This window comes from Microbacterium tumbae (assembly GCF_054780175.1).
Genome location: NZ_BAAGWV010000004.1, coordinates 209,936 through 229,484, shown reverse-complemented (window position 1 = coordinate 229,484; position 19,549 = coordinate 209,936). Strand labels below are relative to the sequence as shown.

The 19,549-nt window shown below is 69.8% G+C and carries 17 protein-coding genes and 1 riboswitch; of the genes, 9 read left to right on the top strand and 8 right to left on the bottom strand.

Annotated features, from left to right (window positions below):
- Positions 1–97 precede the first annotated feature (97 nt).
- Positions 98–229, top strand: coding sequence for a hypothetical protein (locus ACYVGQ_RS16015; protein WP_460785673.1), 132 nt, complete (start codon positions 98–100; stop codon positions 227–229).
- A 149-nt stretch (positions 230–378) separates the two neighbouring features.
- Here ACYVGQ_RS16015 and ACYVGQ_RS16010 read toward each other — a convergent pair whose 3' ends face one another.
- Complete coding sequence (locus tag ACYVGQ_RS16010; protein WP_460785672.1) at positions 379–1,860, bottom strand: DHA2 family efflux MFS transporter permease subunit; 1,482 nt, start codon at positions 1,858–1,860, stop codon at positions 379–381.
- A 158-nt stretch (positions 1,861–2,018) separates the two neighbouring features.
- On the opposite strand from ACYVGQ_RS16010, the gene ACYVGQ_RS16005 reads away from it, so the two are divergent.
- Positions 2,019–4,076, top strand: coding sequence for an ABC transporter ATP-binding protein (locus ACYVGQ_RS16005; RefSeq protein WP_460785988.1), 2,058 nt, complete (start codon positions 2,019–2,021; stop codon positions 4,074–4,076).
- 113 nt (positions 4,077–4,189) lie between these two features.
- On the opposite strand, the gene ACYVGQ_RS16000 is transcribed toward ACYVGQ_RS16005, so the two are convergent.
- The 7 genes from ACYVGQ_RS16000 to ACYVGQ_RS15970 form a co-directional block, all read right to left on the bottom strand.
- Positions 4,190–4,963: an SDR family NAD(P)-dependent oxidoreductase gene (locus tag ACYVGQ_RS16000; protein WP_460785671.1), complete on the bottom strand. Its 774-nt coding sequence runs from the start codon at positions 4,961–4,963 to the stop codon at positions 4,190–4,192.
- 32 nt (positions 4,964–4,995) lie between these two features.
- Positions 4,996–5,937: a glycosyltransferase family 2 protein gene (locus tag ACYVGQ_RS15995; RefSeq protein WP_460785670.1), complete on the bottom strand. Its 942-nt coding sequence runs from the start codon at positions 5,935–5,937 to the stop codon at positions 4,996–4,998.
- A gap of 112 nt (positions 5,938–6,049) precedes the next feature.
- Positions 6,050–7,189 (bottom strand): cysteine desulfurase family protein, encoded by a 1,140-nt coding sequence (locus ACYVGQ_RS15990; RefSeq protein ID WP_460785669.1) that lies wholly within the window; start codon positions 7,187–7,189, stop codon positions 6,050–6,052.
- Positions 7,190–7,208: 19 nt separating this feature from the next.
- Entirely contained in the window at positions 7,209–8,063 is an 855-nt protein-coding gene (gene nadC / locus ACYVGQ_RS15985) for a carboxylating nicotinate-nucleotide diphosphorylase (protein WP_460785668.1), read from the bottom strand.
- Positions 8,060–9,829, bottom strand: a complete 1,770-nt coding sequence (nadB, locus tag ACYVGQ_RS15980) for an L-aspartate oxidase (protein WP_460785667.1) — start codon at positions 9,827–9,829, stop codon at positions 8,060–8,062. The genes nadC and nadB overlap by 4 nt, the downstream gene beginning before the upstream one ends.
- Positions 9,826–11,220, bottom strand: a complete 1,395-nt coding sequence (nadA, locus tag ACYVGQ_RS15975; protein WP_460785666.1) for a quinolinate synthase NadA — start codon at positions 11,218–11,220, stop codon at positions 9,826–9,828. The genes nadB and nadA overlap by 4 nt, the downstream gene beginning before the upstream one ends.
- 33 nt (positions 11,221–11,253) lie before the next feature.
- On the bottom strand, positions 11,254–11,961 hold the full coding sequence (locus ACYVGQ_RS15970; protein WP_460785665.1) for an NUDIX hydrolase: 708 nt from the start codon (positions 11,959–11,961) through the stop codon (positions 11,254–11,256).
- A 232-nt stretch (positions 11,962–12,193) separates the two neighbouring features.
- Here ACYVGQ_RS15970 and ACYVGQ_RS15965 point away from each other — a divergent pair, with 232 nt between their 5' ends.
- From ACYVGQ_RS15965 to gcvH, 7 genes are all read left to right on the top strand, one after another.
- Positions 12,194–13,894 carry an ABC transporter substrate-binding protein gene (locus ACYVGQ_RS15965; RefSeq protein ID WP_460785664.1) on the top strand — a complete coding sequence of 567 codons (1,701 nt, stop codon included), beginning with the start codon at positions 12,194–12,196 and terminating at the stop codon, positions 13,892–13,894.
- Positions 13,895–13,933: 39 nt separating this feature from the next.
- Entirely contained in the window at positions 13,934–14,929 is a 996-nt protein-coding gene (locus ACYVGQ_RS15960; protein ID WP_460785663.1) for an ABC transporter permease, read from the top strand.
- Entirely contained in the window at positions 14,922–15,887 is a 966-nt protein-coding gene (locus ACYVGQ_RS15955) for an ABC transporter permease (protein ID WP_460785662.1), read from the top strand. Before ACYVGQ_RS15960 ends, ACYVGQ_RS15955 begins: the two co-directional genes overlap by 8 nt.
- Positions 15,884–16,738 (top strand): ABC transporter ATP-binding protein, encoded by an 855-nt coding sequence (locus ACYVGQ_RS15950; protein WP_460785661.1) that lies wholly within the window; start codon positions 15,884–15,886, stop codon positions 16,736–16,738. Before ACYVGQ_RS15955 ends, ACYVGQ_RS15950 begins: the two co-directional genes overlap by 4 nt.
- Positions 16,735–17,568, top strand: coding sequence for an ABC transporter ATP-binding protein (locus tag ACYVGQ_RS15945; RefSeq protein WP_460785660.1), 834 nt, complete (start codon positions 16,735–16,737; stop codon positions 17,566–17,568). The genes ACYVGQ_RS15950 and ACYVGQ_RS15945 overlap by 4 nt, the downstream gene beginning before the upstream one ends.
- 28 nt (positions 17,569–17,596) lie before the next feature.
- Positions 17,597–17,693: riboswitch (glycine riboswitch) on the top strand.
- 234 nt (positions 17,694–17,927) lie between these two features.
- A complete protein-coding gene (locus ACYVGQ_RS15940) occupies positions 17,928–19,172 on the top strand; it encodes a glycine cleavage system aminomethyltransferase GcvT (protein ID WP_460785659.1) in 1,245 nt (414 codons plus the stop codon).
- Positions 19,169–19,546 carry a glycine cleavage system protein GcvH gene (gene gcvH / locus ACYVGQ_RS15935; protein WP_460785658.1) on the top strand — a complete coding sequence of 126 codons (378 nt, stop codon included), beginning with the start codon at positions 19,169–19,171 and terminating at the stop codon, positions 19,544–19,546. The genes ACYVGQ_RS15940 and gcvH overlap by 4 nt, the downstream gene beginning before the upstream one ends.
- Positions 19,547–19,549 lie beyond the last annotated feature (3 nt).

Sequence of the window (19,549 nt, the reverse complement as noted above, 5' to 3'; positions counted from 1 at the left end):
GGTCGCGTCGTTCACGACGAGCGGCAGCCAGCCGTTCGTCATGGGCGGCGAGAGCGCGGTTGCGCCCGCGCCCCTACTCGGGCGTAGCATTGGGAGCATGAGCACTCCTCAGATCTCGGATGCCGCGGCTCCCGTGCAGCCGCTCGTCGCCCCCGCCGGACTCAACCTGCTGGGCGATGCGAATGCGGGCTCCTGTTGCGGAGGCGCCTGCGCCCTCCCCGGCGCCTGAGCTTCTCGCAGCGTCTCGGTGGCTCATCGCCGTGTCCTGGTCGATCGGTGACCGCACGGATCGGCGACCGGGCTGATCCGACCCTCCCGTCGGTCGGGTATCCCGCGGGACCGACCGGCCCCCTCGGTCGATAACCGTGAGAAGGCAGGTCAGTGACCGCCGGGGAATCCCTCGCCGGCGTCGTCTGCCGGCTTCTTCACGAACCAGCTCAGCGCGAACGCCGCGACCGAGATGATCGCCGCGATGAGGAACGCCGTGCGAGCTCCAGGGGCCCCGGCGACGGGAGTGCTCAGGCCCGCATTCTCGCCGGCGTGCAGGATGGACGAGTACGTCACCGTCAGCACCGCGACGCCGGTCGCACCGGCCACCTGCTGCAGGGTGTTCAGCACGGCGGATCCGTGCGAGTACAGCGAGCGCTGGAGCGAGCCGAGCGAGGCCGAGAACAGCGGGGTGAAGGACATCGCCAGTCCGACGGACATGACCGTCTGCACGGCGATGAGCAGCCACCACGGCGTGTTCTGGGTGACGGTCGCGTAGAAGAACAGCGCTGCCATGATCATGATCGTGCCGGGCACCAGCAGCGTGCGCGTGCCGCGCGCATCATAGATCCTGCCCATGATCGGACCCAGAAGCCCCATCAGCACGGACCCGGGCAGAAGGGTGAGACCCGCTTGGAAGGCGTCGAGGCCGACGACCTTCTGCAGGTACTGCGGCAGCAGGGTCAGCGTGCCGAACATCGACAGCGCCACGATCGACATGATGATGACGGCCATCGTGAAGTTCCGAGAACGGAAGACCCGCAGATCCAGCAGCGCATCGTCGGCCCGCTGCAGGACGAGCTGACGCCAGACGAACAGGGCGAGGGCCACGACGCCGACCACCATGGCGATCACGCCCACCGTCGCACCGGATCCGCCTTCGCCGCCGAACTGGCTGAGTCCGTACACGAACCCGCCGAAGCCGAGCGCGGCCAGCGGGATGGAGAGCACGTCGAGCGGGGCGTTCTTCGTCTCGCCGAGGTTCGTCAGCCACTTCGCCCCCATCGCCAGCGACACGAGGGCGATCGGAAGCACGATGCCGAACAGCCAGCGCCAGTTCAGTGCGTCGAGGACCGCGCCCGCCAGGACGGGACCGATCGCCGGCGCGAGCGAGATGACCATGCCGACGCGACCCATCATGCGCCCGCGCGACTGCGGCGGGACGACGTTCATGATCGTCGTCATGAGCAGCGGCATCATGATGCCGGTGCCGGCCGCCTGGATCACCCGTCCCACGAGCAGCACCGTGAAGCCGGGCGCGACGAGGCAGACCAGGGTGCCCAGCGAGAACGCCGACGCCGCGGCGAGGAACACCTGGCGGGTGGTGAAGCGCTGCAGCAGGAATCCGGTCGTCGGGATGACGACGGCCATCGTCAGCATGAATGCGCTCGTCAGCCACTGACCGAGCTCCGGCGGGATGCCGAGGTCGGCGTTCAGATCGGGGATCGCGATGCCCATCGTGGTCTCGTTGAGGATCGCGACGAAGGCGGCGACGAGGAGCAGCCAGATCACCCGCATGTCCGAAGGGGAGACCATGGGCGCGGGCTTCGCTGCGGGCTTCGTGGTGGGAACAGAACCGGTCGCGGTGGCCATGACGTCTCCTCAGGGTGTGGGGCGGGCGGAAAGACCACCGGCGGAACCGAGGAAACGGCATCCGCACGAGGGCAAGCTTCAAGAATAACCGGGGGAGGGGACACAGCATTCCCGGGCGGAGGGGTTTTCTTCGCCGGGTCTAGGCTGACCGCATGAGCATGGGCGGCGGACGCGGTGGCGGCGGTGGCGGATTCCGGGGCGTGGACGAGGCGGCGCAGAAGAAGCTGAACGCCCAGGCCCCGAAGATCGCAGGCCTCGGACGACGGGTCGTGGCGCTCTTCCGGCCGTACCTCGGCCGCATCGTCATCACCGGTGTCCTCGTCGTCGCCGGAGCGGGCATCGCCGTGATCCCTCCGCTCATCGTCCAGCGCATCTTCGACGACGCGCTGTTCCCCGTCGCCGGAGGGGACCCGCAGCTGGGGCTGCTGATCCGGCTCGTGCTCATCATGGTGGGGCTGTTCCTCCTCTCCGCCGTCCTCGGCGTCGCGCAGACCTGGTTCACCTCGACCGTCGGCAACAGCGTCACGGGCGACCTCAGGGTGCGGCTGTTCGAGCACCTCCAGGCGATGGAGCTCGGCTTCTTCACCCGGACGAAGACGGGAGTGATCCAGTCCCGCCTGCAGAACGACGTCGGCGGCGTCTCCGGCGTGCTGACGAACACCGTCACCAGCATCCTCGGCAACGTCGTCACCGTCATCGCCTCACTGGTCGCCATGATCCTCATCGACTGGCGGCTGACGCTCATCGCGGTCGTGCTGATGCCGTTCCTCATCGTGGTGCAGCGTCGTGTGGGCCAGGTGAGGGCGCGCATCGCAGGCGAGACGCAGGAGTCGCTCTCCGAGCTCACATCGATCACGCAGGAGACGCTGAGCGTCTCGGGGATGCTGCTGTCCAAGGCGTTCAACCGGCAGCGCACCGAGTCGGAGCGCTACCAGGAGGAGAACCGCAATCAGGTGCGTCTCCAGGTGCGCAGAGCGATGAGCGGACAGGGCTTCTTCGCCGTCGTCCAGGTGCTGATGGCCTCCGTCCCGGCCGTGATCTACCTCGTGGCCGGCTACCTCATCGCCGGCGGCGCCGGAGCGATCACGGCCGGCACGGTCGTCGCCTTCACGACCGTCCAGGCGCGCCTGCTCCAGCCGCTCATGGGCCTCATGCGGGTCGCGCTCGACCTGCAGACCTCTGCTGCGCTGTTCGCGCGCATCTTCGAGTACCTCGACCTCGTGCCCGAGATCCAGGACGCGCCGGACGCGATCACCGTGCCGGAGGCGCCGGGCCCGCGCGGGCGGATCGAGTTCCGCGACGTCGTCTTCCGCTATCCGGACGCGTCGGCGGATGCCAGGCCGACGCTGCAGGACGTGTCCTTCGTCGCCGAGCCGGGACAGCATGTCGCCTTCGTCGGACCGTCCGGCGCGGGCAAGACGACCGTGCTGTACCTCGCCCCCCGGCTCTACGCCGCCGCGGGGGGCGAAGTGCTGTTCGCCGGCGCCGACGTGCACGGCCTCACGCAGGAGTCGATCATCGACGACGTCGGGATCGTCTCCCAGGAGACCTACCTGTTCCACGCGACCATTCGCGAGAACCTGCTCTACGCCAAGCCGGGGGCGAGCGAGGAGGAGTTGATCGCGGCGTGCACCGCGGCGAACATCCACCACATCATCGCCGGGTTCGAGAAGGGCTACGACACGATCGTCGGCGAGCGCGGCTACCGGCTCTCCGGCGGTGAGAAGCAGCGCATCGCGATCGCGAGGGTGCTGCTGAAGGATCCGCCCGTGCTGCTGCTCGACGAGGCGACCTCCGCCCTTGACACGGTCTCGGAGCGGGTCGTCCAGGAGGCCCTCGACGAGGCGGCTAAGGGGCGCACCGTCCTCTCGATCGCGCATCGCCTCTCGACGATCATGGGCGCGGACGTCATCCACGTCCTGGAAGCGGGGCGGATCGTCGAGTCCGGCACGCACGCCGAACTGCTCGCGGCCGGCGGGCTGTACGCCGAGCTCGCCGCGCAGCAGGTGGCCGCGGCCCGCATCGACGGGGCGGAGGCCGCGGCGCAGGTCGCCCGGCACTTCGGCGGCGCGGTGACGGCGGCCCTCGCCGATCGCCGCGCCGATCGCGCGCCCGACGACTCCGCGGGCGAGGATGCCGTCGCCGCCCTCACCACGCCCGTGCCGCTGCTGGATGTGCGCACGGTCCCTGAGCCGCCGCCGGACACGGATCTCTGAGCGGGAAAACGCGGACGAGCCGATCCGTTGATGGCGAGTCGCGAGGTCGACGTGCCGCCGGGGGAGCAGTGCATCTGGGTTTTCCGACGCGAGGCCTCCCGCGACGCCGCGGATCAGTGCGCCGACATCCCGCCGTCGACGAACAGCGAATGGCCGGTGACATAGCCGGACCCCGCACCGGCCAGGAAGACGGCGGCGCCGGCGAAGTCGTCCGGCATCCCGTTGCGGCCGATCATCGTGCGCGCAGCGAGCGCGGAGATCTTCTCCGGGTCCTCCTGCAGGCGTGCGTTCAGCGGTGTCAGCACGAAGCCGGGGACGAGCGTGTTGCTCGTCACTCCGGTCCCGCCCCAGGCCTCGGCCTCCGAGCGCATGAGGGATTCCAGCGTGCCCTTGGACGCGCCGTAGACACCGCTGCCGACGAAGGCGCGATGCGCCTGCTGCGAGCTGATGTGGATCAGCCGGCCGTAGCCGCGCTCGGCCATGCCGCGGGCGTAGCGCTGGCCGAGCAGGAACGGGGCGAGCGCGTTGACCGTCATCGTGGCGTCCCAGTCGGCCTCGGTGATCTCGGCGTAGGCCGGGCGGATGTTGATCCCCGCCGAGTTCACGAGGACGTCCGGTTCCCCGAACGGAAGGGCGGCCGCCTCGGCGGCGGCACGGATGCCGTCGCGGGTGCTGAGGTCTCCGACGACGCCGGCGGCGCGGCATCCGTCGTCCGTCAGCGCGCGCACGGTCTCGTCGATGCGGTCCCGGCCGCGTGCGACGACGACGGTCGCGGCTCCTGCGCGGGCGAGCGCGGTCGCGATGCCTCGGCCGATGCCGGAGCTGCCGCCGGTCACGATCGCCGTGCGGCCGTCGAGGGAGAAGAGGGAGTCGAGGTAGGTGTTCATGGGTCTCCGTAGCAGCGGAGCGCCCCAGCGGGTCACCAGCTGAGCGCAGCCGCGAGGGTGGGATCGGGGTGGGCGTCGGCGAACTCGGGAAGTGACCGCAGCTCGGCGATGAACGCCGTGACCGCCGCAGAGTATGCGGGATCGGGATGGGTGCCGGCGATCTCCTGGAGCGGCGGCACATCCATGGTGAGGATGAGCTCCAGCCTAGCGGTGACGGCGGTGAGCGCTCCGGCATCCCTGAGCACATGGATGCCGCCGCGCAGCGCGGTCAGGTAATCGTGCAGCACGGTCAGCCTGGCCTTGCCCTGGGTGATGGAGGTCCCGTCCGCGCGCAGCCGCCAGCGCGCCACGACGTCGGGGATCACATCGAAGGATCGCGCGGTGGTGTACATCCGCTGGGCGACGATCTGATCCTCGTAGGCGACGCCTTCGGGGAAGCGCAGATCTTTCCAGAAGCCGGTGCGACTCGCCTTGGACCAGGCGACGATGTTCGCCGAGGCCTGCGGATGCTCGAAGAGGGTCGTGCCCCTGCGCTCGGGGTCGGTGGCGGCTGCGACCCAGGGCTGAACCCGGCCGGCGACGTAGGCGCCGCCGGCGAGACGCGAACGGACGTAGGCGCCGGCGACGAAGTCGCTGCCGGTCTCGGCGAGCGTCCCGGTGAGGCGCGCCAGCGCGGTCGGGGTGAGCTCATCGTCGCCGTCGAGGAAGCCCAGGTACTCCGTGTCGACGAGGGCGAGGCCGACGTTGCGGGCTGCGCCGAGCCCGACGGACGCCGGGTGGCGGATCGCGGTGAAGCGCGGGTCGTCCGCAGCGGCCGCGGCGAAGATCTCGCCGGTGTCGTCCGCGGAGCCGTCGTCGATGAGGATCGCCCGCCAGCGCTGCTCGGTCTGAGCGCGCAGCGAGTCGAGCGCGGCGGGGGCGAAGGACGCGATGTCCCGTCCGGGGACGATGAGCGTGACGATCGGAGCGGGCACGGGTCGAGTCTATGACCGGCGCGGTGAGGGGGCTGCGATCCGTGTCCGCGGATGCGGGCAGGGAGACGCTGCACCCGCGACGACCTGGACGCGCCCCGGACGCCGGCGGGGATCAGGGGCCGACGACCGAGGCGACGGCATCCGCCACCAGGCGGGCCAGCCGCGGCGGAGCCTCAGGCGGCAGCGGAGAGCGGCCGAAGGTGAATCGGACCGATGTCTGCGCGATCTCGGGGGCGATGCCGCAGGCGAGCAGCACGTGCGAGGGCTCGTCGCTGCCCGCCGCGCACGCCGATCCGCTCGAGGAGATCACCCCTCGACGCTCCAGCTCGAGCAGCACGGCCTCGCCGCTCGTGCCCGCGAAAGTGAAGCTGGCGGTCCCAGGGAGGCGATCGAGGGGATCACCGGTGAGGCGCGCCCGCGGCACCGCGGCGAGGACGCCGTCGATGAAGGCGTGCGTCCGCTCGCCGACGGCCGAGGCCACGGCATCCCGCTCCGCCTCGGCGAGCTCCAGGGCGACGGCGAGGGCGACCGCTCCCGCCACGTTCTCCGTGCCGGATCGGCGACCGCGCTCCTGACCGCCGCCGTGCAGCACGGGTTCCAGCGGGATGCGCCCGCGGACCGCCAGCGCTCCCGTGCCCTTCGGCGCGCCGAGCTTGTGCCCCGCGATCGACACGGCATCCGCCCCGAGGCCCGCCAGAGGCAGCCATCCTGCCGATTGGACGGCGTCGACGTGCAGCGGCACGCCGGCCTCCTTCGTGACGGCTACGAGGGAGGTGACGTCCTGCACCGTGCCGATCTCGTTGTTCGCATGGCCGATCGCCACGAGCGCCGTGTCGTCGCGGATCGTGCCGGCGAGCGACTCGGGCGCGATCCGCCCCTGGGCATCCACGGCGAGCGCCGAGACGGAGACGCCGTGGAAGCGCTCCAGGTAGGCCGCGGACTCCAGGATCGACTCGTGCTCGATCGGCGAGACCACGACGTGCCGCCGTTCCCGTTCGAGACCGGCGAGCGCGATGCCCTTGACGGCGAGGTTGTTCGCCTCCGTCCCGCCGGCGGTGAAGATCACGTCGCCCGTGCGCATGCCCAGGACCCGAGCCACGCGGGCCCTGGCATCCTCGAGCGCCTCGGCGGCCGCCTCGCCGGCGGTGTGGTGGCTGGAAGGATTGCCGAAGACCTCCGTGAGGTACGGGCGCATCGCCTCCAGCACCTCGGGGCGCACCGGCGACGTCGCGGCGTGATCGAGGTACAGCATCAGCGGACGTCCCGATGCGTCATCCGTCGATCCGCAGGTCGAGCCCCAGATCCAGTGCGCGCGAGGAGTGCGTGAGAGCGCCGACCGAGATGACGTCGACGCCCGTCTCCGCGATGCCGCGCACGGTGTCGAGGTTCACGCCTCCCGAGGCCTCGACGACCGCGCGTTCGCCGATCTGGGCGACGCCGGCGCGGAGGTCGTCGAGCGAGAAGTTGTCCAGCAGGACGGTGTGCGCCCCGCCGGCCAGCACGGCCTCGATCTGATCCAGTCGGTCGACCTCCACGACGACGTGCGTCGTGTGCGGCAGCCGCGACAGCGCCTCCCGAAGCGCCGTGGCGAGATCGGCGCCGGAGCGCTGCAGCACGGCCAGGTGGTTGTCCTTGGCCATCACGGCGTCGGAGAGCGAATAGCGGTGGTTGCTGCCGCCGCCGGAGAGGACGGCGTGCCTCTCGAGAGCCCTCAGGCCGGGAGTGGTCTTGCGGGTGTCGGCGATGCGCACGCCGGTGCCTGCGACGACGGCGACGTACGCGGCCGTCGCCGTCGCGATGCCGCTCATCCGCTGGACGAAGTTGAGACCGACGCGCTCCGCCGTCAGGAGACTCCTTGCAGGTCCGGAAACGGAGGCGAGCACATCGCCGGACGCGAAGGCGTCGCCGTCGCCGACGTGCAGGTCGACGGTGACGGCCCGATCGGTCAGCGTGAACGCGGCGGCGAACACCTCGCCTCCGCTGAACACGCCGGCCTCTCGCGCGACGAGGTCGGCTGTCGCGGCGGCCTCGGCGGGCAGCAGCGCGGTGCTGGTCAGATCGCCCCATGGGGCGTCCTCCTCCAGCGCGGCGGCGACGACGCGGGTGAGGGTGGCTGCGGTGATCATCGGACGCTCTCCAGGATGGGGGTGTCGAGGTGGTGCGCGCCGACCGACTCGGTGCGCAGGAGGGCGGCGGTGGCGGTCGCCTCGGCGAGCAGCAGCAGATTGGCGTCCTCGTGCTCGGCGACGGAGGATGGAGCGGATGCTTCGCTGCGCCAGGCGAGGATCGTGGCGAGCGAAGCGGCGAGTCCTTCTCCGGTGCGCAGGAGCCCGACGCCCTCCCACATCAGCTGCTGCAGGGCTGTCCGGGAGAAAGCCTCGACGGCGTCTCCCGCTCGTCGGTCGGGTGGGTTCCCCTTCTTCTCCCGATCCGTTCGTTGAGCGGGCGGGTCTCCCTTCCTCTGATCCGTTCGTTGAGCGAGCGGGTCTCCCTTCTCCTGATCCGTTCGTTGAGCGAGCGCAGCGAGTCGAAACGGAGTCCGGTCCAAGAGCGTTTCGACTCGGTCGCCTTCGGCGTCCTCGCTCAACGAACGGGGGTGGGAGGGGCGCCTGGCGTCCTCGCTCAACGAACGGGGGTGGGAGGGGCGCCTGGCGTCCGCGTTCGACGAACGGGGGTGGGAGGGGCGCCTGGCGCCCTCGCTCGACGAGGGGGGGAGTTCGCGGCGCGCGGCGTCCGCGGAGCCCAGAGCCGCGGCGGCGCGGGCGCCGAAGACGGCTCCCTCGAGCAGGGAGTTCGAGGCGAGCCGGTTGGCGCCGTGCACGCCGGTGCGCGCCGTCTCGCCGACGGCGAGGAGCCCGGGGAGGCTGGTGCGCCCGTCGAGATCCGTCACGATGCCGCCCATCAGGTAATGAGCCGCCGGCGTCACGGGGATCGGCTCGTGCGCCCAGTCGAAGCCGCGCTCGCGGGTCACCCTGTCGATGGTCGGGAAGCGCTCGGCGAGCCGGTCTGCGCCGAGCATCGTGGCGTCCAGCAGCACCGGGGAACCCTGTGCGGCGGCCTGCCGGGCGATCGCACGGGAGACGACGTCGCGCGGTGCGAGCTCGCCATCCGGATGGGTGTCGAAGCAGAACCGCCGCCCATCCTCGTCGAGGAGGGTCGCTCCCTCGCCGCGCACGGCCTCGGAGACGAGGAAGGCCGGGCCCGCGGCCAGGATCGTCGGGTGGAACTGCACGAACTCCAGATCGGCGACGGCCGCGCCGGCGCGGATCGCCGCCGCGATGCCGTCGCCTGTCGCACCGAGCGGGTTCGTGGTGTGCGCGTACAGATGTCCAGCGCCTCCGGTGGCGAGGATGACGGCATCGGCCGCTCGCACCGAGACCTCCCCGTCGATCAGGACGCGGATGCCGTGCACGGTGTCGTCGTCCGTGACCAGGTCGACGAGGAAGGCGTGCTCGACGACTTCGATCGAGGTGGCGCGGACGGCGCCGACCAGCGCGCGGGCGATGGCTGCGCCGGTGGCGTCGCCGCCCGCATGGACGATGCGGGCGTGGCTGTGCGCCGCCTCGCGTCCGAGGAGCAGCTCGCCGTCGGGGGAGCGATCGAAGGCGACGCCCCGCGAGATCAGCTCAGCGATCCGGGATGCGCCGTCCGCCACGAGCACGTCGACGGCCGTGGGGTCGGAGAGCCCGGCCCCGGCGACGAGGGTGTCCTCGGCATGCTGCGCCGCCGAGTCCCCCGGCCCGTACACCCCGGCCACGCCTCCCTGCGCGAAGCCCGTGCTCCCGTCTCCGAGGGAGCCCTTCGTGACCACCGATACGCGATGGCCGGCCTCGTGCGCGTGCAGGGCCGCGGTGAGGCCCGCGATGCCGGACCCGACGACGATGACGTTCATCGCGGGCGCGTCTCGACCCTGGCGCGCTCCGCGGGCCCCCGCCCGACGGTCGGGGAGGGTGAGGGCCCGGTGAACGGGGCGGGCTTCGCGGCCAGCATCCGCTCGAGCGCCGCCCTGGCGGGATCGGCGACGTCGCTCGTCACGGCGATGCGGTTCGGCGTGCGCCCGGCGACGAGCTCCTCCAGCACCCACGCGAGGTAACCGGGATGGATGCGGTACATCGTCGAGCACGGGCAGACCACGGGATCGAGGCAGAAGATCTCGTGCTGCGGATACTGGGCGGCGAGGCGTCGAACCAGGTTGATCTCGGTGCCGATCGCGAAGGTCGTGGGCTCCGTCGCGGCATCGATCGCACGGCGGATGTAGTCGGTGGAGCCGGCCTCGTCGGCGGCGTCGACGACCTCCATCGGACATTCAGGGTGCACGATCACGCGCACGCCGGGATGCTCGGCACGAGCCTGGTCGATCTGCGCGACGGTGAAGCGGCGGTGCACGGAGCAGAAGCCGTGCCACAGGATGACCTGGGAATCGACGATCTCGGATGCCTCAGAGCCGCCCAGCGCCTTGCGCGGATTCCACATCGGCATCCTCTCGAGCGGCACGCCCATCGCCTTCGCGGTGTTGCGGCCCAGATGCTGGTCGGGGAAGAAGAGCACGCGGCGGCCGCGCTCGAACGCCCACTCGAGGACCGTCCTGGCATTCGACGAGGTGCAGACGATCCCGCCGTGCCGTCCGACGAAGCCCTTGATCGCGGCGGAGGAGTTCATATACGTCACCGGGATCACCGGTACGCGGCCATCCTCGTCAGCGGCATCCATGTCGCCGAGGACCTCGGCGAGCTGCTCCCAGCAGTCCTCGACCTGATCGATGTCGGCCATGTCCGCCATCGAGCACCCCGCCGCGAGGTTCGGCAGGATCACGGCCTGCTCGGGTCGCGACAGCAGATCGGCGGTCTCGGCCATGAAGTGCACGCCGCAGAACACGATGGCCTCCGCGTCAGGGCGTTCGAGTGCCGCATTCGCGAGCTGGAAGGAGTCGCCCACGTAGTCCGCGTGCTTGACGACCTCCTCGCGCTGATAGAAGTGCCCGAGCACGACGACGCGATCGCCGAGCGTCTTCTTCGCCGCCACGATGCGGGCGTCGAGCTCATCCTCGCCGGCCTCCCGGTACTCCGCGGGCAGCTCGCCCTGACGGGGAGCGCCGGTGGGGATCACGTCTCCCATCGAGGAGCCGGGGCCGTAGCCGGGTCGCGTGTCGAAGTCCCATGGACCCACGGCGAGGTCCGTCGTGCAGGTCGCGTCCGTCGAGCTGCCGGCGACGATCGCCTGGATGGCGTGATCGACGGACGGGTCGGCGGGAACGGCGGGGGCGGGGACGAAGGTGATGCTCATCGGGTGCTCGTTTCGACGGTGATCGGGTCGGGGTCAGCGGATCGTGAGGGGGCCGTGGTCGGCCAGTTCGACATCGGTGTTGTAGCGGTACAGCCGGGCGGGACGATGGCTCCCGGTCCGGAACTGCTCCGTGGGGACGAGGTTGCCGGTCGACTCGACCTGACGGCGGAAGTTCGCCGGATCCAGGCGTCGGCCGAGGATCGCCTCGTAGGCGTCGCGGAGCTCGGCGAGCGTGAACATCGGCGGCAGGAAGCCGTGCGCGACTCTGCTGTAGCCGACCTTGTTGCGCAGCCGCCACAGCGCGTAGTCGACGATGCGGTTGTGATCGAAGGCGAGCTCGGGGAGAACCGCGGCGTCGAACCAGCGCACGTTCTCGGGGGCGTCGCCCGCCGTGATGTGCGCGGCGCTCTGCGCGTCCACCTCGTCCTGGCGCAGCAGCGCCCAGTACACGATCGACACGACGCGGGTGGGGGAGCGGTCCACGTCGCCGAAGGCGTAGAGCTGCTCGAGATAGCTGGGGGAGAGACCGGTCGTCTCGCCGAGGGTGCGCGCCGCGGCGTCCTCGAGGCCCTCCTGCTCGTCCAGCCAGCCGCCGGGAAGGGCCCACTGCCCCTGGTGGGGATCGCGCGTGCGCAGCACGAGGGGGAGGGAGAGCGCGGAGGAGCCTTCATCGGCGCGCCGCAGCGTCAGGATCGCCGTGGAGACGGCGACGCGGATGCCGGCATCCTCAGTTCGTGTCATGATGACTCTAACCTCCGGTTCGATCTTAGTGTCGCGGTGACCAGAAGTGCAAAACGATGACGCGCCGGGTCGGCGTCACATCCTTGAGCGGTAAACGTTACGCGGCCGTAACCACGCACCTTGTCTGGTGTGCGAGGTTTTGTTAGGTTACTGTCCTAACAAAACCCTTCACCGGGTACTCAAGGATGAGTGACACCCCTCAGGCACCGCAGCATCGAGAGGAAGACAAGCAATGATCCGTAGTGGAAAGCGCCGCGCAGCGATCGCGGCGATGGCGGGAGCGGCAGCTCTCGCACTCGGCCTCACCGCCTGCACCGGCGGTGGTGGCGACCAGACCGGCGACGGCGGGGACAGCGACCGACCGCTGGTGATCTTCGCCGGCAGTCAGACGCCGATCGAGGCGAACTTCAACCCCTTCGCGCCCACCGTCCTGCACGGCGCGCTCGGCCCGCTCCTCGAGCCTCTTTTCCTCTTCAACAAGACGGGAGACACCGAGCCGATCGGCCTCATCGGCGACTCCTACGAGTTCAACGAGGACGGCACGCAGATCACGGTGACCATCAAGCCCGACCTCGTCTGGAGCGACGGCGAGCCGCTGACCAGCGCGGACGTCGCCTTCACCTTCCAGTACGAGGGGAACAACCCGGAGGGTCAGGGGCTCGTCTCCGCCGAGGCCACCGACGACACCACCGTGGTGCTGACCTACTCCACGCCGCAGTTCACCAACGAGTGGCAGCGGCTGGGCGGCAGCTGGATCCTCCCGGAGCACGTCTGGGCGGACGTGACCGACTTCACCACGTTCGCCAACGACGAGGATCCGGTCGGCTCCGGCCCCTACGTGGTCGACACCGTCACGAGCGAGTCGTACACGATGATCGCCAACGAGAACTACCGCGACGCGGGCGACGTCTCCGTCGACACGATCCAGTACCTCGCTATCGACGGCAACCAGTCCGGCCAGGACATGCTGGCGGCCGGCGACATCGACTGGGTGAGCATGTTCATCCCGAACCCCGACTCGGTCACGAGCAACGGGTTCATCTCGATGGTCAACACCCCGCAGGACCCGACCGTGCTCTACACCTGCTCGAACGCGGACCTGGGCTGCGAGGGACCGCAGACCGACCTCGCGGTCCGCCAGGCGCTGAACGCGGCCATCGACCGCGCCACGATCAAGGAGAAGGCGTTCGTCGGGCTCACCGGCGACATCTCTCCGACGTTCGCGCTGCTCCCGCGCGACGAGAAGTGGGTCGCGGACCCCGCCAACAGCGTCAGCCCGCAGTCGCCCGATGCCGCGGAGGCGGGATCCATCCTCGAGGCGGCCGGCTACGTCAAGGGATCGGACGGCTTCTACGCGAAGGACGGCGTCACGCTCGAGCTCTCGCTGACCTCCGTCGACGGCTGGACCGACTACAACGACGCCGCGAAGCTGATCGCCGAGCAGGCCGCCGAGGCCGGCATCAAGATCAACGCCTCGACCGTGCAGTGGCAGGAGTTCAGCGACTCGCGTCAGACCGGTCAGTTCGAGCTGATCATGGGCGGTGTCGTCGGCACCTCCGTCGCCGACCCGTTCCAGATCTACCGCGACTGGTTCGGCGGCACGGCGGCGCAGTCGACCGCCGCCGTCGGCGAGCAGGTCCCCGCGGGCCGCTGGAACTTCAGCCGGTACGACAACCCCGTCGTCGACGAGCAGATCGCCGTCGCCGCGGCGACCGACGACGAGGCCGCCAAGAAGGCCGCGTACGCCACGATCCAGGACGAGATCGTCCGGGACCTGCCGTACATCCCACTCGTCATCAACGCGACGCAGACCTTCTACAACTCCGGCTCGTACACCGGCTGGCCGACGGACGACGACATGTACGTCTTCCCGGCCTCCTGGGGGTCCGGCTCGGCGGGCTACATCCTGACGCAGCTCGAGCCGGTGGGCTGATCGCGAAGTGATGCAGGAGCAGGAAGTCGAGGGAGAGACATGACCTTCTACGCCAGGAGGATCGGATTCTACATCTTCACGCTGTGGGCCACGATCTCCCTCAACTTCCTGCTCCCGCGGCTGATGCCGGGGAATCCCGCCGACATCATGATCGCGAAGCTGCAGCGCAACGGCGGCGAGGTGTCGGAGACCACCATCCGCAACATCCGGCTGCTGCTGGGCTCGGACGACCAGTCGCTGTGGGAGCAGTACCTCGGCTACTGGGGGAGGATGCTGCAGGGCGATCTCGGCATCTCCGTGACGAAGTACCCGACTCCGGTCGCAGAGCTGATCGGCCAGGCGCTGCCGTGGACGCTCGTCCTCGTCGGCACCGCGACCGTGATCTCCTTCGTGCTCGGCATCGTCCTCGGCGCATGGGCGGGGTGGAAGCGGGGCACCTGGGTCGACCATCTCATCCCCGCCACGACGGTGCTCCAGTCGATCCCCTACTTCTGGCTGGCGCTGCTGCTCGTCTCGGTGTTCGCCGTCGGGCTGGGCTGGTTCCCGATCATCGGCGGCTACAGCGTCTTCGAGTTCCGCGGCGGACCGGAATGGAGCGGGGAGTTCGCCGGCAGTGCGATCTGGCACGCGATCCTCCCCGCGACCACCATCGTCGTCAGCTCCGTGGGCGGCTGGCTGTTCGGGATGCGCAACATGATGGTCTCGACGATGTCCGAGGACTACGTCACCACGGCGGAGGCGAAGGGACTGCGCCCTCGCCGTATCCTCACCATGTACGCGGCGCGCAACGCGGCGATCCCCTCGATCGCGGGATTCGCGATCACCCTCGGGTTCGTCGTGGCGGGCTCCATCGTGATGGAGCAGGTGTTCACCTACCCCGGGGTCGGCAAGCTCATGTTCCAGGCCGTGCAGAACAGCGACTACGCCCTCATGCAGGGGGTGTTCCTCGTGATCACGATCACGGTGCTCGCCGCCAACTTCATCATGGACCTCGTATACGGCTACATCGACCCGAGGGCGCGCCACAATGTCTGAGACCACGACGAAACCCACCGCCATCCCACCCGGGACCGTCGCGATCGTGACGCAGAAGGCCGCCCGAGGCGGTGTCAGGGCGATGCTCCCCCGGCTCTCGCCGAAGCTCGTCACCGGGCTCGTCCTCGTGGGCGCCATCGTCTTGTTCGGCATCCTCGGCCCGCTGCTCGCGCAGAACCCGCGCAGCTCCAAGAACCCGGCGCTCCAGCCGCCGTATCCCGAGCATCCGCTCGGCACGACGAAGCTCGGCTACGACGTGCTCGCCCAGCTCGCGCACGGCACGCAGGGCTCTCTGCTGGTGGGGATCGTCGCGGGCGTCCTCGCGATCGTGCTCTCGCTGCTCTTCGGCGTGCTGGCCGGCTACGTCGGCGGATGGCGCGACGAGACGCTCAACCTCGTCACCAACATCGCGCTGGTCATTCCCGGCCTCCCGCTCGCGATGGTCATCGCGACCTACTTCCAGTCCCGCAGCTGGCTGCTCGTCGCCTTCGTCCTCGGCATCACCTCCTGGGCGGGCTCCGCGGTCGTGCTGCGCACCCAGGCGCGCTCGCTGCGCAGCCGCGACTACGTCTACGCCGCGAAGGTGGCGGGGGAGAAGTCCTTCCGCGTCATCCTCGTCGAGATCCTCCCGAACCTGCTGCCGCTGCTTGCCGCGCAGTTCCTGTTCGCGATCATCTTCGCCATCCTCGGCGAGGCTGGCCTGTCCTACCTCGGGCTCGGGGCCACCGACTCGATCACGTGGGGCACGATGCTCAACGACGCGCAGTCGGGGCAGGCGCTCGGCACCGGGGCATGGTGGTGGTTCATCCCGCCGGGCGTGCTGATCGCGCTGCTGGGCTGCGGGCTGAGCCTCATCAACTTCTCGATCGACGAGATCATCAATCCGAAGCTGCGCGTCGCGCCGGAGGCGGCCCGGCGGGTGCGCAAGGCGGCGAAGACGAAGGGAGTGGGCGCATGACCGCCTCCGAGCCCGTGCTGACCGCACGAGAGGTGTCGATCGAGTACGAGGTGGATCCACCGGTGAAGGCGGTGCGGAACGTGTCGCTCACGCTGCACAGGGGCGAGATCCTCGGGCTCGCCGGCGAGTCCGGCTGCGGGAAGACCACGCTCGCCTACGGGCTCAACCGGCTCCTCAAGGCCCCGGCGCTGATGACGAGCGGCGAGATCACCTTCCACGACCGCGACGGCGAAGACATCGACATCGTCGCGCTGGAGCGGGAGGGGCTGCGCGCATTCCGATGGGACAAGATCTCCATGGTGTTCCAGGGGGCGATGAACTCGCTCAACCCGGTCATCAGCGTCAGGGCGCAGATCTTCGACGTCTTCGACACCCACCGGCCGGGGATGGCCCGCGCCGCCAAGACCGCGCGGGCCCGGGAGCTGCTGCGGCTGGTCGGGGTCGACCCCTCGCGCCTCACGAGCTTTCCCCATGAGCTCTCCGGAGGCATGCGCCAGCGCGTCATGATCGCCATGGCGCTCGCCCTGGATCCGCAGGTCATGATCATGGACGAGCCGACCACCGCCCTCGACGTCGTCGTGCAGCGCGGCATCATCCGCGAGATCATGCGCCTGCGCGAGAGGCTCGGCTTCGCGGTGATCTTCATCACCCACGACCTGCCGATGCTCATCGAGATCAGCGACCGGATCGCCGTCATGCTGCAGGGCGAGATCGTCGAGCAGGGGACGGCGGAGGAGATCTACCGCACCCCTCAGCATGAGTACACCAAGAAGCTGCTCTCCAGCTTCCCGAGCCTGCGCGGCGAGCGTGGCGGCTTCGTCCGGTCCGGATCGATCCAGGAGACGCGATGAGCACTCTCGAAGCACGGCACCTCGTCAAGGACTTCCGGCTGCGCTCCGGCCTGAGGACGACGATCCTGCACGCGGTGAAGGACGTCTCCTTCACGCTCGAGGCGGGCAGGACCATCGCCCTGGTCGGCGAGTCCGGCAGCGGCAAGTCCACGATCGCGCGGATGCTCATGAAGCTGGAGACCCCGACCTCGGGCAAGATCCTGCTCGACGACGCGCCCAGCGGCACCGGGGGAAGGGCGCTCGCCCGGTATCGCTCGGACGTCCAGATGGTGTTCCAGGACCCCTTCGCCTCCCTCAACCCGTTCCACACGATCGTGCACCACCTGGAGCGGCCGCTGCGCATCCACCATCCGGGGCTGAGCGCCGTGCAGGTGCGCGAGAAGGCGCTGGAACTCCTCGAACGGGTCCGGCTGTCCCCGGCGGAGAGCTACGCGGAGCGGCGTCCTCACGAGCTCTCCGGCGGTCAGCGGCAGCGCGTCGCGATCGCCCGCGCGCTCGCGCCCGGTGCGCGGTTCATCGTCGCGGACGAGCCGGTGTCGATGCTCGACGTCTCCATCCGGCTCGGCGTCCTGAACCTCCTCGCCGACCTGCAGCGCGAGGAGGACCTCGGCGTGCTGTACATCACCCACGATCTGGCGACCGCGCGGCACTTCAGCGACGAGATCCTCGTGATGTACCACGGCGACATCGTCGAACGCGGCCCTTCGGACGAGGTCATCCTCAACCCGCAGCACGAGTACACGAAGACGCTGCTCGGGGCGGCGCCGGAGCCCGAGAACCTCGGTCGGCTGCGCGACGAGGTTCGCGCGGAACTGGCCGCCGGACGATAGAGTGAGGGCATAACTGAAGACAGGCCCCACGACCCGTGCGGGAGAGCCCCGGTGAACGCGTGCCGGGCACCGAAGGAGCAAGCCTCCCCGCCAATCTCTCAGGTCCCGCGTACCGCGCAGGTCGGGCCGCTCTGAAAAGTGATTTCGAGCGAAGCGAGAAATCAGGCTGAGCGAGGACGCCGCAGGCGCCCGAGACGAAGTCTGGTGAGACGACGGCATCGCGTCTCCCTGCGCCCCTCGAGGTCCGCCGACGGTGAAAGCCCCCGAGGGGGTGAAACTCTCAGGCCCATGACAGAGGGGGAGTTCTCGGATACCGTGCATCCCGTACGGCATCCTTCCGATCGATCCGGGAGAACTCCATGGCCGAGACCACCGCGTCGCACGACAGTGCGCCGCCGAGCAGCACCCCGCCGCGTGAGAGCACGCCGCCGAGCAGCAGATTCACGCCGCTGCGCGAGCGGCACGAGTCGCTCGGCGCATCCTTCACGGACTTCGGCGGCTGGCAGATGCCGGTGCGCTACACCTCCGATCTCGCGGAGCATCACGCGGTGCGGCAGGCGGCGGGCCTCTTCGACATCTCGCACATGGCCGAGTTCACGGTCGAGGGCGCGGACGCCGCGGCGTATCTCGACTTCGCGCTCGCCGGGCGGATCTCCACGATGGCGATCGGAAAGGCCAAGTACTCGCTGGTGCTCGCCGCCTCCGGCGGGATCGTCGACGACGTGATCGTGTACCGCCTCGGCGAGGAGAGCTATCTGATCATCTCCAATGCGGGCAACAGGGATGCCGTCGCCGAGGCGCTCCTGGCTCGGGTCGCCCCCTCTCGTTCGTTGAGCGAGGAGCGCGTCGATCCCTCTCGTTCGTTGAGCGAGGAGCGCAGCGACGAGTCGAAACGCCCCTTTGACGTGCGCGTCTCCGACGTCTCGGACGACTATGCGCTCCTCGCCGTCCAGGGCCCCGCCGCGGAGGCGATCGTCGCTGCGACCGAGGGGATCGCCGAGGTCAGCATCCCCTGGGCGGAGCAGAGATACTACGCCTGGGCGTCCGCGCGCTACCTCGGCGAGCCGCTGCTCATCGCCCGCACCGGATACACCGGCGAGGACGGCTTCGAGATACTCGTCCATGCCGCCGACGCGCCCTCGCTCTGGGACGCCCTGCTCGTCGCGGGCGAGGCGCACGGCCTGATCCCCGCCGGACTCGCCGCCCGCGACACGCTGCGGCTCGAGGCGGGCATGCCGCTCTACGGACATGAGCTGTCCCTCGACACCAAGCCCGCTCAGGCCGGTCTCGGCCGGGTCGTGGCCGCCGACAAGGACGACTTCGTCGGGAAGGATGCCGCGGAGCCGGCCGAAGGCGCCAGGGTGCTCATCGGCCTCGCGGCCGAGGGCAGGCGTGCAGGGCGGGCCGGATACGCCGTCGTCACCGCGGACGGCGCCGTCGTCGGCGAGATCACCAGCGGCGCGCTCAGCCCCACCCTCGGCCATCCGATCGCGATGGCCTTCGTCGACCCCGCCGCGAACGCGGAGGATCTGTTCCTGGACGTGCGGGGGACGAGCATCCCCGCCGTCGTCACCGACCTGCCTTTCTACCGGAGGAAGAAATGACCGATCTCACCACCCTGAAGTACAGCGAAGAGCACGAGTGGGTCGCCGTCTCCGGCACCACCGCGACCGTCGGCATCACCGACTTCGCCGCCGATGCGCTCGGCGACATCGTCTTCGTCGAGCTGCCTGCCGTCGGCACCGCGTTCACCCGCGGTGACGTCTTCGGCGAGGCGGAGTCGACCAAGTCCGTCTCCGAGCTCTATGCACCGGTCTCCGGCACCGTCGTCGCGGTCAACGACGCCGTGGCCGACGATCCGTCGCTGGTCAACTCCTCGCCGTTCGACGCTGCATGGCTGATCAAGCTCGACGTCGCAGGCGACGCGCTCGACGGACTGCTCGACCGCGACGCCTACGTCGCGCACACGGAGGGCTGATCC

Bases quoted from the DNA above. Each gene is read 5' to 3' on its own strand.
- ACYVGQ_RS16015 (WP_460785673.1), top strand. From the start codon at position 98: ATGAGCACTCCTCAGATCTCGGATGCCGCGGCTCCCGTGCAGCCGCTC.
- ACYVGQ_RS16010 (WP_460785672.1), bottom strand. From the start codon at position 1,860: ATGGCCACCGCGACCGGTTCTGTTCCCACCACGAAGCCCGCAGCGAAG.
- ACYVGQ_RS16005 (WP_460785988.1), top strand. From the start codon at position 2,019: ATGGGCGGCGGACGCGGTGGCGGCGGTGGCGGATTCCGGGGCGTGGAC.
- ACYVGQ_RS16000 (WP_460785671.1), bottom strand. From the start codon at position 4,963: ATGAACACCTACCTCGACTCCCTCTTCTCCCTCGACGGCCGCACGGCG.
- ACYVGQ_RS15990 (WP_460785669.1), bottom strand. From the start codon at position 7,189: ATGCTGTACCTCGATCACGCCGCGACGTCGCCGGTGCGCCCCGAGGTG.
- nadC (WP_460785668.1), bottom strand. From the start codon at position 8,063: ATGATCACCGCAGCCACCCTCACCCGCGTCGTCGCCGCCGCGCTGGAG.
- nadB (WP_460785667.1), bottom strand. From the start codon at position 9,829: ATGAACGTCATCGTCGTCGGGTCCGGCATCGCGGGCCTCACCGCGGCC.
- nadA (WP_460785666.1), bottom strand. From the start codon at position 11,220: ATGAGCATCACCTTCGTCCCCGCCCCCGCCGTTCCCGCCGACCCGTCC.
- ACYVGQ_RS15970 (WP_460785665.1), bottom strand. From the start codon at position 11,961: ATGACACGAACTGAGGATGCCGGCATCCGCGTCGCCGTCTCCACGGCG.
- ACYVGQ_RS15965 (WP_460785664.1), top strand. From the start codon at position 12,194: ATGATCCGTAGTGGAAAGCGCCGCGCAGCGATCGCGGCGATGGCGGGA.
- ACYVGQ_RS15960 (WP_460785663.1), top strand. From the start codon at position 13,934: ATGACCTTCTACGCCAGGAGGATCGGATTCTACATCTTCACGCTGTGG.
- ACYVGQ_RS15955 (WP_460785662.1), top strand. From the start codon at position 14,922: ATGTCTGAGACCACGACGAAACCCACCGCCATCCCACCCGGGACCGTC.
- ACYVGQ_RS15950 (WP_460785661.1), top strand. From the start codon at position 15,884: ATGACCGCCTCCGAGCCCGTGCTGACCGCACGAGAGGTGTCGATCGAG.
- ACYVGQ_RS15945 (WP_460785660.1), top strand. From the start codon at position 16,735: ATGAGCACTCTCGAAGCACGGCACCTCGTCAAGGACTTCCGGCTGCGC.
- ACYVGQ_RS15940 (WP_460785659.1), top strand. From the start codon at position 17,928: ATGGCCGAGACCACCGCGTCGCACGACAGTGCGCCGCCGAGCAGCACC.
- gcvH (WP_460785658.1), top strand. From the start codon at position 19,169: ATGACCGATCTCACCACCCTGAAGTACAGCGAAGAGCACGAGTGGGTC.